General features: G+C 48.6%; 15 protein-coding genes. 8 read left to right on the top strand and 7 right to left on the bottom strand.

Annotated features, from left to right (window positions below):
• The first annotated feature begins 15 nt into the window (after nucleotides 1–15).
• Nucleotides 16–903 (top strand): aromatic amino acid DMT transporter YddG, encoded by an 888-nt coding sequence (gene yddG / locus PanJK_RS00135; protein ID WP_265296676.1) that lies wholly within the window; start codon nucleotides 16–18, stop codon nucleotides 901–903.
• 159 nt (nucleotides 904–1,062) lie between these two features.
• On the opposite strand, the gene PanJK_RS00130 is transcribed toward yddG, so the two are convergent.
• Both PanJK_RS00130 and PanJK_RS00125 read right to left on the bottom strand, forming a co-directional pair.
• Entirely contained in the window at nucleotides 1,063–2,265 is a 1,203-nt protein-coding gene (locus PanJK_RS00130; protein WP_265296675.1) for an FAD-dependent oxidoreductase, read from the bottom strand.
• Nucleotides 2,266–2,319: 54 nt separating this feature from the next.
• Nucleotides 2,320–3,255, bottom strand: a complete 936-nt coding sequence (locus tag PanJK_RS00125) for an AraC family transcriptional regulator (RefSeq protein WP_265296674.1) — start codon at nucleotides 3,253–3,255, stop codon at nucleotides 2,320–2,322.
• A 110-nt stretch (nucleotides 3,256–3,365) separates the two neighbouring features.
• On the opposite strand from PanJK_RS00125, the gene PanJK_RS00120 reads away from it, so the two are divergent.
• The 6 genes from PanJK_RS00120 (at nucleotide 3,366) to PanJK_RS00095 (ending at nucleotide 8,431) form a co-directional block, all read left to right on the top strand.
• A complete protein-coding gene (locus PanJK_RS00120; RefSeq protein ID WP_265296673.1) occupies nucleotides 3,366–4,199 on the top strand; it encodes an oxidoreductase in 834 nt (277 codons plus the stop codon).
• A gap of 285 nt (nucleotides 4,200–4,484) precedes the next feature.
• A complete protein-coding gene (ycgZ, locus tag PanJK_RS00115) occupies nucleotides 4,485–4,736 on the top strand; it encodes a regulatory protein YcgZ (protein ID WP_256698629.1) in 252 nt (83 codons plus the stop codon).
• A 117-nt stretch (nucleotides 4,737–4,853) separates the two neighbouring features.
• Nucleotides 4,854–5,144, top strand: a complete 291-nt coding sequence (locus PanJK_RS00110; protein ID WP_256698628.1) for a hypothetical protein — start codon at nucleotides 4,854–4,856, stop codon at nucleotides 5,142–5,144.
• Nucleotides 5,145–5,432: 288 nt separating this feature from the next.
• Nucleotides 5,433–5,966 carry a cysteine hydrolase family protein gene (locus tag PanJK_RS00105; protein ID WP_265296671.1) on the top strand — a complete coding sequence of 178 codons (534 nt, stop codon included), beginning with the start codon at nucleotides 5,433–5,435 and terminating at the stop codon, nucleotides 5,964–5,966.
• A 291-nt stretch (nucleotides 5,967–6,257) separates the two neighbouring features.
• Complete coding sequence (gene dgt, locus PanJK_RS00100) at nucleotides 6,258–7,787, top strand: dGTPase (RefSeq protein WP_265296670.1); 1,530 nt, start codon at nucleotides 6,258–6,260, stop codon at nucleotides 7,785–7,787.
• 221 nt (nucleotides 7,788–8,008) lie between these two features.
• Complete coding sequence (locus PanJK_RS00095) at nucleotides 8,009–8,431, top strand: hypothetical protein (protein WP_265296669.1); 423 nt, start codon at nucleotides 8,009–8,011, stop codon at nucleotides 8,429–8,431.
• Between the two features lie 65 nt (nucleotides 8,432–8,496).
• Here PanJK_RS00095 and PanJK_RS00090 read toward each other — a convergent pair whose 3' ends face one another.
• The 3 genes from PanJK_RS00090 to PanJK_RS00080 all read right to left on the bottom strand — a co-directional run bounded on the left by PanJK_RS00090 (nucleotide 8,497) and on the right by PanJK_RS00080 (nucleotide 10,300).
• Complete coding sequence (locus PanJK_RS00090; RefSeq protein ID WP_008102074.1) at nucleotides 8,497–8,847, bottom strand: DUF3147 family protein; 351 nt, start codon at nucleotides 8,845–8,847, stop codon at nucleotides 8,497–8,499.
• Nucleotides 8,848–8,877: 30 nt separating this feature from the next.
• Nucleotides 8,878–9,741, bottom strand: coding sequence for a substrate-binding domain-containing protein (locus PanJK_RS00085; RefSeq protein WP_265296666.1), 864 nt, complete (start codon nucleotides 9,739–9,741; stop codon nucleotides 8,878–8,880).
• Nucleotides 9,742–9,946: 205 nt separating this feature from the next.
• On the bottom strand, nucleotides 9,947–10,300 hold the full coding sequence (locus PanJK_RS00080; RefSeq protein ID WP_256698625.1) for a DUF1428 domain-containing protein: 354 nt from the start codon (nucleotides 10,298–10,300) through the stop codon (nucleotides 9,947–9,949).
• Between the two features lie 178 nt (nucleotides 10,301–10,478).
• Between PanJK_RS00080 and PanJK_RS00075 the strand changes: the two genes are divergently transcribed.
• Complete coding sequence (locus PanJK_RS00075) at nucleotides 10,479–11,165, top strand: hypothetical protein (RefSeq protein ID WP_256699129.1); 687 nt, start codon at nucleotides 10,479–10,481, stop codon at nucleotides 11,163–11,165.
• Between the two features lie 40 nt (nucleotides 11,166–11,205).
• Here the strand turns inward: PanJK_RS00075 and PanJK_RS00070 are convergent, their stop codons facing one another.
• Both PanJK_RS00070 and PanJK_RS00065 read right to left on the bottom strand, forming a co-directional pair.
• Nucleotides 11,206–12,639: a 6-phospho-beta-glucosidase gene (locus PanJK_RS00070; protein WP_256698624.1), complete on the bottom strand. Its 1,434-nt coding sequence runs from the start codon at nucleotides 12,637–12,639 to the stop codon at nucleotides 11,206–11,208.
• 16 nt (nucleotides 12,640–12,655) lie between these two features.
• The gene (locus PanJK_RS00065; RefSeq protein ID WP_256698623.1) at nucleotides 12,656–14,164 is read right to left on the bottom strand and encodes a PTS transporter subunit EIIC; all 1,509 of its coding nucleotides are present in this window, start codon (nucleotides 14,162–14,164) and stop codon (nucleotides 12,656–12,658) included.
• Between the last annotated feature and the right edge of the window lie 16 nt (nucleotides 14,165–14,180).

Here is a 14,180-nt window from a genome sequence, read left to right as displayed (position 1 = left end):
ATAAGGTTGCGGGTCATGCCCCAAAAAAGAGCGACGCTGATTGGTTTAATGGCCATTCTGCTGTGGAGCGCGATTGTAGGACTGATTAAAACTGTCAGCGAAGGATTCGGCCCGGTGGGCGGTGCGGCACTGATATACAGCGCCAGCGCGGTTTTGCTGATTTTCACCGTTGGCTTGCCAAAACTGCGCTCTTTTCCGCGCCGCTATTTGATTATCGGCAGCGTACTGTTCGTCTGTTATGAACTCTGCCTGTCGCTTTCACTAGGCTTTACCCACAGCGGACGCCAGGCGATTGAAGTTGGCATGGTCAATTATCTGTGGCCAAGTTTGACCATCCTTTTAGCGGTGATAGTGAATCGGCAACAAGCGCATCCGCTGATTATTCCGGGCATGTTGCTGGCGGTTGCAGGCATTTGTCGCGTTTTGGGCGGCGATCAGGGTTTTTCATTCAGCGAGATCGCCAATAACGTGATGGATAATCCGTTGAGTTATGGCCTGGCATTAAGCGGCGCGGTGATCTGGGCGGTATATTGTGTGGTAACAAAAAAAATGGCTAACGGCAGCAATGGCATAACCCTGTTCTTTATCCTGACCGCGCTGACGCTGTGGCTGAAGTTTTTGCTCTCGCCACAACCGCCGTTTGTGTTATCCGTTGGGGTTTGCATCAGTCTGGCGCTGGCTGCGATGGCGATGGGCTTTGGCTATGCTGCATGGAATGTTGGCATTCTGCATGGCAACGTCACCATTTTGGCCGCCGCGTCCTACTTCATTCCGATCATCTCATCGCTTCTCGCCGTCTTTATATTGCGCTCGCATCTGACCATCGCTTTCTGGCAAGGCACCGCGATGGTTAGCGTCGGATCGCTAATGTGCTGGTGGTCAACGCGCGTGCAGCAAGCGTAATGCTTATCCTTAGCACAAAATTTTCTCGCTGATCATTTCCTGCACAACCTGCGTTATGTTGCTATTATAGCGACGCAACACACAGCAATGCGTTGCTACGAGAATTTCAGATTGGTAACGTTTACCTGGCCCGCGCTTAGCGGGCTTTTTTTTTGCCGGTTATATATAACGCGGCTTTTCAGTACGGAATCCGAGGCCAATTAAGCGACCAAACAGGTGGCGCAGGAACGGAAAGCGGCTGATCATCTGTGGCACTTTGCTCGGTGTGGTGCGTTTGCGTTTGTTGCTGCTCATTTTGATTTGCAGGAACTGGGTGGCGACCGTTGGAAACTGGCGGCGCCGCTGCACTTTTTGCAGATCCTGTAAGGTAACATTCCCCTGCTGCAGCGGTTTGGTCAGCATATTGGCTGCGGCCACCGCATCCTGAATCGCCAGGTTAACCCCAACCCCGCCAATCGGCGACATCGCATGCGCAGCATCGCCGATACAGAGCACGCCGGGTTTCATCCAGTGATCAAGGCGGTCGATGCGAATTGACAATAGCTTGAGTTTGTCCCACTCATCGACTTCCGCCATGCGCTCTGCGCTGAAGGGTGCCACCTGCGCCATGGTGCTTTTCAGTGCATCCAATCCCGCCAGTTTTAACTCGTCGAACTGATTTTTCTGGATGGTGTAACCGCACTGCCAGTAATCACCGCGATCGATGACAATGAAGTTCTGCTTAGGCCCTTTATGTCCCATACCCAGCTGCGGATCGTCAGGATGTTTCTCCAGCCTAAACCACAATACATCGCGTGGCGCACCAAAGCTTTGACCGGTTAATCCGGCTTTAGCTTTGACCTGCGAATTGCGGCCATCTGCGCCTATCACTAATGAAGTACGAATAATGTGATGCTCGTTACCCTGTAACGTTTTAACGCCACTGATTGCGCCACCCTCATAAATAAAGTCATCAAATGCGGTGGATTGCAGCAGAGTAAACCCCGGAAATTCAGCAGCTTTTTTCGCAAGAAAGTTGAGAAAATCCCACTGCGGCATAAAGGCGATAAAGCGGCACTGAACCGGTAAACGCGAGAAATCGGCCATGGTGATCTCTTCGCCAGCCACTTCCGCTTGCAGCTTCTCCGCGCGTTGATGCGGTAAGGTCAGCAGCTCATCCAGCAAGCCAAGCTGACGCATGATCTCCAGCGTTGAGGGATGAATGGTGTCGCCGCGAAAATCGCGCAGAAAGTCGGGATGTTTTTCGATTACCACCGCACGCAAGCCCGCGCGCGCCAGTAAATAGCCCAGCATCAATCCCGCCGGACCGCCGCCAACGATACAACAATCCGCGCTAAGCGCGTTTACCTCTGCTGCCTGCATCCTGTGCCTCACGCCAAAAATGATAATGGTTATCATTTATAGCACAGACTGGCATTAATGTGAGGAAACGAACCGCGATGGCTCGTGCGCCGGCGGCACAGCAAAGTTACGCTGCATGCGTTTGATCTCTTCAGCAGGCGGTAACCCAAACAGACGTTTGAACTCGCGATTAAATTGCGAAGCACTTTCATAGCCCACCGCGTGGCTGGCCGATGACGCCGTCATCTCCCTACGCACCATCAGCATGCGCGCCTGATGCAATCGTACCGACTTCACATACTGCATCGGCGGCTGATGGGTGATGCTTTTGAAATGGGTGTGAAGCGTTGGCACGCTCATGCCCGCCAACGCTGCCAGTTGTCCGAGCGTTAGCGGCTGCGCATAGTGCGCGTGAATGTGGCTCAGCGCTTTGCCCACTTTGCCAAATTGACCTTGCAAGGTGAGCGCCGCTCGCATCGCGCTGCCCTGCGCACCGGTCAGCACGCGATAATAGAGTTCACGTACCAACGCGGGGCCAAGCATCTTTGCGTCCAGCGGATGATTTAGCGTGGTGAGGAAGCGCAACACCGTTTCGCGCAGCGTCTGATCCATCGGACTCGACATCATGCTCTGCGCTGCCTGGCTCTCAAACGTCACGTCCTGCTGCTCCAGCTGCAACAGCAATTCAGTCGCCACAGTGAAGTCGAGATGCAGATAAATCGCCAGCAGCGGATATTCCGCTGACGCCGCCGTTTCCATGGTAAAAGGCACTGGCACCGAAACCGCCAAATAATGTTGCTCATCGTACAGATAGACTTGATCGCCAAAGAAACCGCGCTTCGATCCCTGACACACAATCACGATGCCCGGATCGTACAGCACCGGCGTGCGCGCCAGCGGCCGATCGGAACGCAGGATGCGCACGTCCGGCAGCGCAGTCAGGTTGTAACCTTCCTGCGAAGCTAGCGTTTTAAGCAGTTCTACCGTTTTCTGCTGGAGCGTTTCTTTCATCAGCAACATCACTTCCATAAGATTAGGCAAAGAATATATAAGATAAGGTCTTATAACCGTTCAATCGACAGAATATTATGCATCCTCTACTTTTTGAGGAGAACCCGCAAATGTCTAAGGCTAAAACATTATTCATTACTGGCGTCAGCAGCGGATTTGGGCGCTCACTGGCACAGGTTGCGCTTAGTCGTGGCTATCGCGTGATCGGTACGGTGCGCAATGCTGCGGCAAAGGCTGAGTTTGAAGGTTTGCATGCGGAAAATGCTTTCGCCTATGAGTTGGATGTCACCCATTACGCCGCCATTGATGCGGTGATTGCCGATGTTGAATCCCACGTTGGCCCGATTGATGTGTTGGTGAACAACGCCGGGTACGGTCATGAAGGGGTGATGGAAGAGTCATCACTTGAAGAAATGCGCCGTCAGTTTGACGTCAACGTGTTTGGTGCGGTGGCGATAATTAAAGCGCTGCTGCCCTTTATGCGCCAGCGCCGTCAGGGCCACATTATCAACATCACCTCAATGGGCGGGTTCATCACCATGCCCGGCATCAGCTATTACTGCGGCAGCAAGTTTGCGCTGGAAGGGATTTCGGAAACTCTGAACAAAGAGCTGGCGCCCTTCAACATCCACGTAACCGCCGTTGCTCCGGGATCGTTTCGCACCGATTGGGCCGGTCGTTCCATGGTGCGCAGTGAACGCAGCATCGCCGATTACGATGCGCTGTTTGACCCGATTCGCCAGGCACGAGAGGAGAAGAGCGGCAAGCAGTTGGGCGATCCGCTCAAAGCCGCCAGCGCGATACTGGAGGTGATCGAAAGCAGCAATCCCCCGGCGCATATGTTGCTGGGCAGTGATGCTTTGGGGTTGGTACGGCAGAAGATTGAATCATTAAGCGCAGAGATAGATTGCTGGGAAACGCTGACGCGATCGACGGATGGCTGATGGAATCAAAACGTTGGTATGCAGGTGCGCATGAATGTGCACCCTACAAAAAACGCGCCAAGCCTTTGTAGGGTCGCCATTCATGGCGACCTAAAGACGCTTAAGTGACGAGTATTGCGCGGAATACACTCAGCATTGCCTACCCTTTCCTTAAGTTATTGTTAACAATAAATTAGCACTTTTGGCCAAATCGCTGCGTAGTTGATTCGCCATATTCCTGTACATATTAATTAAACTTGTATAAGTTTGATGGCGAAAGTCATACGTTAACTTAAGGATGGAACCATGCGTCAGGATCGCAATCTTTCAACAGCGTCGGAAGCTATTGCGCGCTACTTCAAAGAAGCCTCTTTGCCTTCGCAGCAGGAAACGCTGGGACTAATTGTGGTTGAGATCTTACGTTCAGGACGGACGCTAAGCCGTAAAACGCTGTGTACTAAGTTGCTGTGCCGTATGGAACAAGCGCGCGGTACTGAAGCAGAAATTCACTATCAGCAGTTAATTGGACTGATGTTTTCTGTAGAACGAGAATCCTAAACCAGGCGCTGCTGTCCTGAGAATTAACCAAGTGGTTTCCGCCTCATTCGCGCCCGGTTAAGACTGAATCCACTTTGTTATTTGCCGCAGGTCTGCCGCGGTAACCAGAGAGAATCTATGTACAGAAGTGATGAAGAACGGCTCACCGACATCATCATGGGCGATGCAATTTTACAGTTGCTGAAAAAATCCGGCCCGCTTTCACCTCGCGCGTTGCTGGATAAATTGCGTGGGATGGCGTCGATTGAGCGCGATCCACCGCGCCAGCAAGCACTAAGTCGCGCGATGTCGGAAGTGATGAATCATATTGAAACACCGCAGTCGAACGGAGTGGCGATCAAGAATACCGACAACGTGACGCATATTTTCCGCAATCGTGACGGTTCAGGTAATGGCACCAAGCATTAAACATTGGGCGAACGCCGGTTAATCCGCGTTCGCCTTTTGGTTTCATAGCTGTTAACACTTCACCCTTGTTTTCTTCTGGCACTCTGTTAGATTCAACGCTCACACCACATTCTGGCGAGCTTTTATGTCTATCTTCAACGCGTTAATCACAGAAACCACCACCACCACCGCATATGGCGGCGGCGTGTGTGCATCTGTAGCGAAGAGATAAGCTCCAGCATCCTCAGCCCCGTCAATCACTGGACGGGGAATGGTCTCCGTTCATAGCATGCAGAAAGGAGACACACCATGCAGCCACAACCTAAAGCCTTGTTAGTCATTGATATGCAGAATGGGTTATTTCACGCTACGCCAGCGCCCTATGCGGCGGAATCTGTTTTAGCCAATATCAATCAGCTGATCGCGTTAGCCCATCAAGCGCATGCGCCGGTTTTCTTCGCTCGCCACACCGGACCGGATGGATCGCCCTTCGCCGAAAGCGGTCCGCTGACTCAATTGATTCCTGAACTGCAGATGGATGCATCGCACGATCGGGTATTTGTGAAGCGCTATCCCAACTGTTTCCGCGACACTGAATTACTGTCAGCCCTGAAAAGTGCCGATATTCAAGAGTTAGTGATTGTTGGAATGAAGAGCGAATACTGCGTGGATACCACTTGTCGTGCTGCCGCAGATTTAGGTTTTCGCGTTGTGCTGATTGAGGATGGACATACTTCGGTGGATAACGGCGTGCTGAGCGCTGAGCAGATTATTGCGCACCATAATCAAACCTTGGCTGGGCCCTTCGTACAGCGGGTATCAAGCGCAGCATATGCGTTCTAAGTCACGATAAAAATTGGGCTTATGTCCTATTTGCTAATAATGTTTATTAAATTCTTTCATTGCATTACAGTGAACAAAATCACATAGCTGATTCGCATAAAAATTTGCATTAATTGTATGCGCATGATTAGCAAGAAAAAAATATTAAAACTATGCTTGTTCAGACTCACATCATTGATTACAATCCAATCAATGATTGTGAGACTAATAATTGGAAACATTACGTTAATGCATCCAATTATATAAATGTATTTTTTTACATCGTCTTTGTTCATTCTCTGGAGAAGAAAAATGGAAAGGATTTTAACTACTGACCGTGATAGAAAATCAACGGCATCTCATAACAATTTACTTTCAGCTACTCAGAGTGATAGGGCTAGGTTGATTTATTCTGCTGCTTTCAGACGGCTTCAGCAAAAAGCTCAAGTTTTTTCATTAGAAAGTAATTCTGCTGTCAGATCTCGACTAAGTCATTCCATAGAAGTATCTCACATTGGACGTTATTTAGTCGCTAGCATTTGTTCAAAAATAAATACCAATTCTAAACTTGAAAGTGAAATAAAAAAATACTGGCTCGACAATAACTTAGCCATTGCCAACGTTGTTGAAATATCATGTTTAGCCCATGATATTGGCAATCCGCCCTTTGGTCATTTTGGTGAAGCCGCAATTGTAGAATGGGCTTCATCTGATGAAATTAAGAAGTCATTAAAAAAATCCTTGAAAAACAAATCACTAGATCAAAAGAGATTAGACTTTCTTCTCGAAGATTTCACTAATTTTGATGGTAACCCACAAGGGCTTAGAATATTAACTAAGCTCCAAGGAGAAGATGGCTTTTATGGGCTAAATTTAACTTATAGCCAATTAGCAGCATTCATGAAGTATACCTATGGTTCAAAAGATAAAACTAGTGGACATTCCGATGGTAAACCTTTTAGTAAAAAAATCGGATTCTTTGAAACAGAAAGAGATGTATTAGAACGAGCCTGGAAAAAATTAGGCATGAATTTAAACAAAAGACATCCTCTAGGTTTTTTGATGGAAGCCTCAGACGACATTTCATATTGTGTAAGTGATATTGAGGATGGGATTGAAAAAAACATTATTTCTTTGGATCATTTTAAAAATGAAGTCTCCAAAGGATTATCGATTGTAAAGGATGAACATTACGAGTATAGCGATTTTTGCAATGCTCTAATTATTAAACTAAATGAAGACCAATCAGAATTTCCAATCGGTAGTTTTCTTGGTTTCAAGACTATGCTATCCAATTTCCTTGTTGATAAAGTTTCATCAAGATTTGTAGAATCTTATAATGATTTTATTTCCTTAAGCATTGACAAACAAATAATCTCAAAAGGGACGATTGAGTATGCTATTTTAGATGTTTTACGTAACTATACTTCTACTTATCTGTTTACTTCCTATGAAGCAGAAAAAATGGAATTATCTGGATTTGCAATAATAAAAGGCATTTTAGATGAATATTTGAAGTTAATTTCTCTAACTAAGAAAGAATTTTCCCATTTAATACTTCAAGATTTTGACAAAATGAGAGAGTGTAAACTGAGCATTGAAAGAAGATTATATAATAGATTACCAAAAAAACACGTTAGCGCTTATAAAACTGCAATTGCAAACAAACCATTAAACGAAATTAATGATGAGACTAATTGTTTGATAAACTCTTTTGAAAAAATTGATGATGACACGGAGCTACGTTTACGCCTGCACTTGATTGTTGATTTCGTTTCAGGAATGACGGACCAATTTTCAATGGAAATTTACCAATTAATCAAAGGGATAAGTGTTAGGTGAGCACTATGAATCATAATTTCAAACAGATGAAAATAAATAGGCACCCGCTAATTTGGGTGTCTCACATTATATCGAGTTATTTATCGGACGGCATACTATCTAATAATACCATACTTTCTTTCAGCAAGTACAAATACCTTCCACGTTCATATTTTGATATAAGAACGAACTTCAGCATTCCACAATCTCAACTTGACAACTCTTTTCTGCTGAGTGCATTGATGGATTTGGAGGAAGGTGAGGAACTTGCCTTCCAATCTGACATTTATGATCGAGGGAACAAATATCATATTCCTTTGATAGATTTTGGAGTTAAGGATGGCAGGGCGTTAGAAAACTCAATAATGGAATTCTCTAAATATTGGAATATGAGTTTTTCGCTCTTTAATAGCGGTAGATCTTTTCACGCTTATGGGAATCGACTTCTAAATAATCAAGAATGGATACAGTTCATGGGGAGTCTATTATTAATTAATGTTCCCGGCGGACCAAAAATCATTGATGACCGTTGGATTGGCCATAGAATTATGGCCGGTTATGCTGCTTTAAGGTGGAGTAAAAACAGCAATCAATATAAAAAATTCCCAACCCATAGTGGATACATGAGTCAAAACGGATTTTTGAATTATATTGAAGAAAGTTAAAATGATTAATTAATATAAAATTAAGAGAATTAGCGCCCCTTTTAATTTAACGTCTTGGCCTGAACTCACATCAGCTCAATGCCAAAGCGCTTGAGTAGCGTGGCCCACAGCAGAAACAGCAGGATGGTGAGCACGCAGCTCGCAATCAGCGTCGGCCAGAATCCGAGGCGTTGATAGAGAAACGGAAAGGCGACAAACATCGGTAAGGTCGGCACCACATACCAGAAGGTGTACCACGCGTGGCTGGCAATTTTGGCCTGACTTTGTCCTTCCAGCTTCATCCAGATCAGCACCAGCACGGTCACCAATGGGAGCGCGGCAATCAGTCCACCGAGGCGATCGCTACGCTTAGCCACTTCAGATATCAGCACCACCATGCCGGCAGTAATGGCATATTTGGCGATAAGCCACAGCATCCACATCTCCTTCCGTTTCTTCTTCAGCTATCAATGCCGAATCGCACATCCGCACTGCGACATTTCGCCCGGCACATGTTTGCCGTGATGCGAATGGCGCACCTGTAATTCGCCCTGCTGCCAGGCGTTACTGGTATCGGCACGGTTCTCCAATAAACGATTCAACGCTTCAGCCACCAGCAAATCACGACGCTGCGCCCAACTGGTGAGATGCCAGGTTGACGCGCGCGCTTCATCGACATCATCAAAACCCACCACCGCAACATGAGCACCTTGTGCGAAGTCACGCACCGCTTGTAACGCACCAAACGCCAACACATCGCTTTCGCAGAACAGCGCATTGATGCGCTCGGCAGCACGCGTTTTCTTCAAATACGCCATCATCGCCTGATAAGCCAGCTCGCGATCGTTGCCACCGGCAGAGAGCTCGATTTTCAGTTCTTTCTGTTCTGCTTGCAGGCTGGCGACAAAACCATCCAGCTGGCGCGCAGTCGCGCTGTTTTGCTGGCTGTGCATAAAGCCGAACCGTTGATGACCTTGCGACAGCAGCAACAATCCCATCTCTGCACCTGCGTCATAACCATCGGCAATCACGACGTTGGCATCCGCGCTGGCGCTGTGGCTTAGATGGACGGTTTTGGCCTGCGGCAGGATATCGGCTGCCACACTCAACTCATCGCTGAACAGCGAGGTCAGAAACACTAAAGCGCTGACAGGAAGTTGCGCGGCGTTATGAAGCGCGCTTTGATAACTTTCACGGGAATTGGCATTGAGCAGCAGCGTAATCAAGCCGCGTGCATTCAGCTGGCGCGTAACTTCATTGAGCAGTTTTACGGTATTGGGATTGGTGAACTCATCGCTGACAATGCCGACGATGTTTGAATTTACGGCCATGGACTGACTCTCCTGCAACTTAGCGTGCGGTAATTATTTGTAGGTAACAAAGTTAAGCATTCCACGTTACCCGAATAATCTGCGAGCGCCAATCGCTTAGAGGTCAGTTCAGATTTTGAAGATCATAAATGATATCGGACGGAGATAGAGCGCCAAGTCGTAGGGTCGCCATTCATGGCGACCATCTCAACGCCTTAGCGCTCAACTACTCCTCCAGCAAAATCGCGAATCCGCCATAAATCATGCGTTTACCGTCGAACGGCATATTCTCGCCCATCTCTTTCATGCGCGGATCGGACATCATTTTGGCATTGGCGGCGTCACGCGCTTCTCGCGAGGGATATTCGATCCAGCTGAAAACCACCGTTTCGCCCTCTTCGGCTTTTACAGCGCGATAGAAATCGGTCTGCGTGCCTTCAGGCACATCGTCTGCCCAGCACTCGACGATACGCGTGGCGCCAAACTCTTTGAACAGCGGCGCGGCTTTGGCCGCCATGGCACGATAATCCTCCTTATTGGCTTCCGGCACCGCTACGACAAAACCATCAACATACGACATAGCTCATTACTCCGTCGTGATTTGCGCGGTCAGTAATAACCGCCCATCAATTGTACAAATAATGTGCGATGCGAACCGAAACATAGATGGAAAATTGCGCGCTTACTCGCAGATTCTGCGCGAGCCAGGCGATTTACGTTACACTGACGCCTTTGATCGTTACGTTACCGAGAAATCTATGCGCATCACCATTGAACCGGCCGATCAGCCGTTTATTCACCGCTTATTGGCTGAAGAGATTGAAAGTATTGACACCGCATCCACCAATGCCACGTTATTACAGCAGGCGCTGCACAGCGCGCGCCAGCAGAAGAATCACGAAGCCGATCTCGACTGGCGGCGCAACGCGCTGTTTCTGCTGCTGTTTGTGTTTTTATATGCCGCGCTGGGTGCGTCATTAACTTTGGATCTCACGCCGCAGGCATCCAGCCATAAAAGCCTCGCTTATGCGCTGGAAGCGGTGCCGGTACTGATCGCCTTCTCCGGTTTATTTGTCTCGCTGCTCTACGTATTTCTCACCCGCAGCGGCGCACGTCGTTTGCGTAATTGGGAACAGGGAATTTTTGTGCTGGAGAAATACAGCGGCGCGAATTTCAGTCGGCAAATTAATGAAATGGGATCACGCACCACCGATTATTCGCAGTCGGCAATTAACGTTGCGCTGGCGCTGTTTATTTGTGTGACCTGGGTGGTGATGTATAACTATTTCACCTTCACCACCAGCGGCGTGATTGGCAGCGTGATTTCGTTATTCATTACCACTATGACCTACGTGATTCTGGATATTCAGCTGCTGAAATCTAATTCATCCATCGCCATTGATGAACCGCTGATTCCGGCTGAAGAAGAGAAAGAGAAGCCTTAAAAATTTTGTAGGTGCGACATCCTTGTCGCACCTAATTTTGTTAGAGTTCTTCGCCGTTGCTGGCGATGACCCGGCGATACCAGTCAAAACTCTTCTTCTTCGAGCGGGCAAAATCTCCGCTACCATCATCGTTTTTATTTACGTAGATAAAGCCATAACGCTTGCTGTATTGGCCAGTGGTAAAGGATACACAGTCAATACATCCCCAAGGAGTATATCCCATAAGATCGACACCATCTTCGGTGACGGCTTTTTTCATCTGTTCAATATGCGCGCGCAGATAGTCGATGCGGTAGTCGTCATTGACCTCGCCCTTTTCATCCAATTTGTCGATGGCACCAAAACCGTTTTCAACCACGAAAAGCGGCTTTTCATAACGCTCATAGAGAATATTCAGCACATAACGCAGGCCTACCGGATCGATCTGCCAGCCCCAATCGGAGGCTTTAACGTGTGGATTCGGAACACTTCCTTCGAATCCTGATAGTGCGGTCCCGCTGCCGGCATTTTCTTTACTGACTGCATTACTCATGTAATAGCTCAGCCCGATATAATCGGCACATCCTTCGCGCAGGATCTGCGCATCATCGGGCTCCATCGCAATGTGGTATCCCTTGCGCTGCCATTCATTGAGGATATAAGCCGGATAATGACCGCGCATGTGAACATCACTAAAAAAGAATCGTTCCCTCATCGCTTCCTGGGCATACATCACGTCATCTGGGTGACAGGAAAACGGATACAGCGGCACCATGGCGATCATGCAGCCAATTTTCAGTTCAGGATTAATGTCGTGTCCTAACTTCACCACTTGAGCACTGGCAACAAATTGATGATGCAGAACCTGATACATGCACTCTTCAGGATTAGGCTCGTGGGTGAAAATAACACCGGAACAGCAATAACCGAAAAGCGGGGTTTTCCAGTTGCGCTGATTATTAATTTCATTGAAGGTCATCCAGTATTTTACTTTGTGCTGGAAGCGTTCAATAACCACTGCGCTGAAGTGGACAAAGAAGTCCAAAACCTTTCTATTTTTCCAGCCGCCATATTCGGTGACCAGGAAATTGGGCATTTCAAAATGGGACAGCGTAATAACGGGTTCAATCCCGTATTTCAACAGCTCATCAAATAATGCATCGTAAAAACGCAGCCCCTCTTGGTTCGGTAAAGCTTCATCGCCGCGCGGAAAAATACGCGACCATGCAATTGAGGTGCGGAAGCAGCGGAAGCCCATTTCGGCCAGCAGCGCGATGTCTTCAGGATAACGATGGTAAAAGTCGGATGCCTCGTGATTGGCATAAAAGCAGTCATCCTGAATGCCCGAGGTGATAACGCGATCAACGCCGTGCGCCCCGCTGGTCAGCACATCGACAATGCTCGGGCCTTTTCCGCCTTTATCCCACGCACCTTCGACCTGGTGAGCCGCAACCGCGCCGCCCCACATGAAATTTTTTGGGAATTGATTATTCATAATAAGTATCTCTTGATCAGATGGTGCCAGGCTGCGGCACAGGGCGAACGTCTGGCTGGCTGTCTTCTTTGAATCCCGCTACCCAGGAGAAGACCATGCCCAAAACGAATGCAACGAAAATGGATATCAGGAAGCCGAGGAATTGCGTCATGTGCCCTTCTTTAAAGAACACCGGCAGGACGGCAATACCTGGAATGCAGTAACTCCATGAAACCGCGTTGAATGCACCGGCAATCATGCCGCCTGCAGCACCCGCGAGGCAGCCACAGATCATTGGCCGTTTTAGGCGTAATGCCACACCGTAGATGGCGGGTTCAGTGATACCAAACAACGCCGTCACACCTGCAGAGAGCGCCATACGCTTGAGCTCAGCATCTTTCGCCTTCAGGTAGACGCCAAGCACCGCACCCGCCATGCCAAATACCGCAGAAGCTTGTAAGCCGGTAAAGGTGTCGTAGCCCAAGGTTGCATAGTTGCCGACGGTCACGGGCGTGATGCCCCAATGCACGCCTAATGTAACCAGCGGCATCCACAACGCACCGACCACAAATCCGGCAACGGAAGGACTGAGGTGATAGAGCGTGTTGTAAACGCCACCGATGGCGCCACCAATCATGTTACCGACCGGACCAAATGCCAGCAGCGTGAGTGGAACCATGATGGCGAGACAGAACATCGGCGTGAACAGGTTGCGTATCACCATCGGTAGCAGGCGCTCAAAGAACCGCTGAACATACGACATGCCCCAAACCATCAAAATAATCGGGATCACCGACGAGGTGTAACTCAGATACTGAACCGGCAAGCCCATAAAGGTCAGCGGCGCGGCATCCAGCGGAATGCCAGCAATCTCCACCAGCACTTTTGAAATAGCCGGGTTTTCAACCGCGCTCTGCATCAAAGCATGCACAGCTGGATCGGCTGAGTTGGCGGTGAGTATTTTGTTGGCCGTCAGCATATTCAGGTAATCCGGCGACACCAGCGCACAGGCGGCGATTACCGCTGTAAACGGATTTACGTTGAATTTTTTCGCGGCGGTAAAAGCCACCATGACGGGCAGGAAGGTAAAGCCGGTCCACGAAACAAAATTAAGAATGCGATAGGTGCCGCTTGCCGGATCCATCCAGCCGATGGCGGTCAGCAGCGAAATGATGCCCTGCAGCACACCGCAGGCTGCCAGCGGATAGAGGAAAGGCGCAAAGATGCTGGAGATGATATCCATAACGCGGCTAACAATACCGACATTAGGCGGTGTTACCGCAACACTTTCATCGATATTGAGTAGATTTTGCACTTCGCGGTAAGCATCACCGACGTGATTGCCGATAACCACCTGCATCTGGCCGCTGGCCTGCATCGCGGTAATCACCCCTTTCACCCGCTTGAGTGATTCAACCTCGACCAGAGCATAATCTTTAAGCACAAACCTCAGACGTGTGGCGCAATGCGTGACACTTATCACGTTATTATCGCTACCTATCAGCTTTACGATCTCTTTCGCAGAATCCGTATAATTTATTGCCATGGTTTTCTTCCATTGC

The sequence above is a fragment of the Pantoea sp. JK genome, assembly GCF_026130245.1.
GTDB classification, from domain to species: domain Bacteria; phylum Pseudomonadota; class Gammaproteobacteria; order Enterobacterales; family Enterobacteriaceae; genus Pantoea; species Pantoea trifolii.
Note: the sequence above shows the minus strand (reverse complement) of the source record. Positions and strands in the feature narration are given on the sequence as shown.

Excerpts from the sequence above, each read along its gene's own strand:
- yddG (WP_265296676.1), top strand. The coding sequence starts at position 16 with ATGCCCCAAAAAAGAGCGACGCTGATTGGTTTAATGGCCATTCTGCTG.
- PanJK_RS00130 (WP_265296675.1), bottom strand. The coding sequence starts at position 2,265 with ATGCAGGCAGCAGAGGTAAACGCGCTTAGCGCGGATTGTTGTATCGTT.
- PanJK_RS00125 (WP_265296674.1), bottom strand. The coding sequence starts at position 3,255 with ATGAAAGAAACGCTCCAGCAGAAAACGGTAGAACTGCTTAAAACGCTA.
- PanJK_RS00120 (WP_265296673.1), top strand. The coding sequence starts at position 3,366 with ATGTCTAAGGCTAAAACATTATTCATTACTGGCGTCAGCAGCGGATTT.
- ycgZ (WP_256698629.1), top strand. The coding sequence starts at position 4,485 with ATGCGTCAGGATCGCAATCTTTCAACAGCGTCGGAAGCTATTGCGCGC.
- PanJK_RS00110 (WP_256698628.1), top strand. The coding sequence starts at position 4,854 with ATGTACAGAAGTGATGAAGAACGGCTCACCGACATCATCATGGGCGAT.
- PanJK_RS00105 (WP_265296671.1), top strand. The coding sequence starts at position 5,433 with ATGCAGCCACAACCTAAAGCCTTGTTAGTCATTGATATGCAGAATGGG.
- dgt (WP_265296670.1), top strand. The coding sequence starts at position 6,258 with ATGGAAAGGATTTTAACTACTGACCGTGATAGAAAATCAACGGCATCT.
- PanJK_RS00095 (WP_265296669.1), top strand. The coding sequence starts at position 8,009 with ATGGATTTGGAGGAAGGTGAGGAACTTGCCTTCCAATCTGACATTTAT.
- PanJK_RS00090 (WP_008102074.1), bottom strand. The coding sequence starts at position 8,847 with ATGCTGTGGCTTATCGCCAAATATGCCATTACTGCCGGCATGGTGGTG.
- PanJK_RS00085 (WP_265296666.1), bottom strand. The coding sequence starts at position 9,741 with ATGGCCGTAAATTCAAACATCGTCGGCATTGTCAGCGATGAGTTCACC.
- PanJK_RS00080 (WP_256698625.1), bottom strand. The coding sequence starts at position 10,300 with ATGTCGTATGTTGATGGTTTTGTCGTAGCGGTGCCGGAAGCCAATAAG.
- PanJK_RS00075 (WP_256699129.1), top strand. The coding sequence starts at position 10,479 with ATGCGCATCACCATTGAACCGGCCGATCAGCCGTTTATTCACCGCTTA.
- PanJK_RS00070 (WP_256698624.1), bottom strand. The coding sequence starts at position 12,639 with ATGAATAATCAATTCCCAAAAAATTTCATGTGGGGCGGCGCGGTTGCG.
- PanJK_RS00065 (WP_256698623.1), bottom strand. The coding sequence starts at position 14,164 with ATGGCAATAAATTATACGGATTCTGCGAAAGAGATCGTAAAGCTGATA.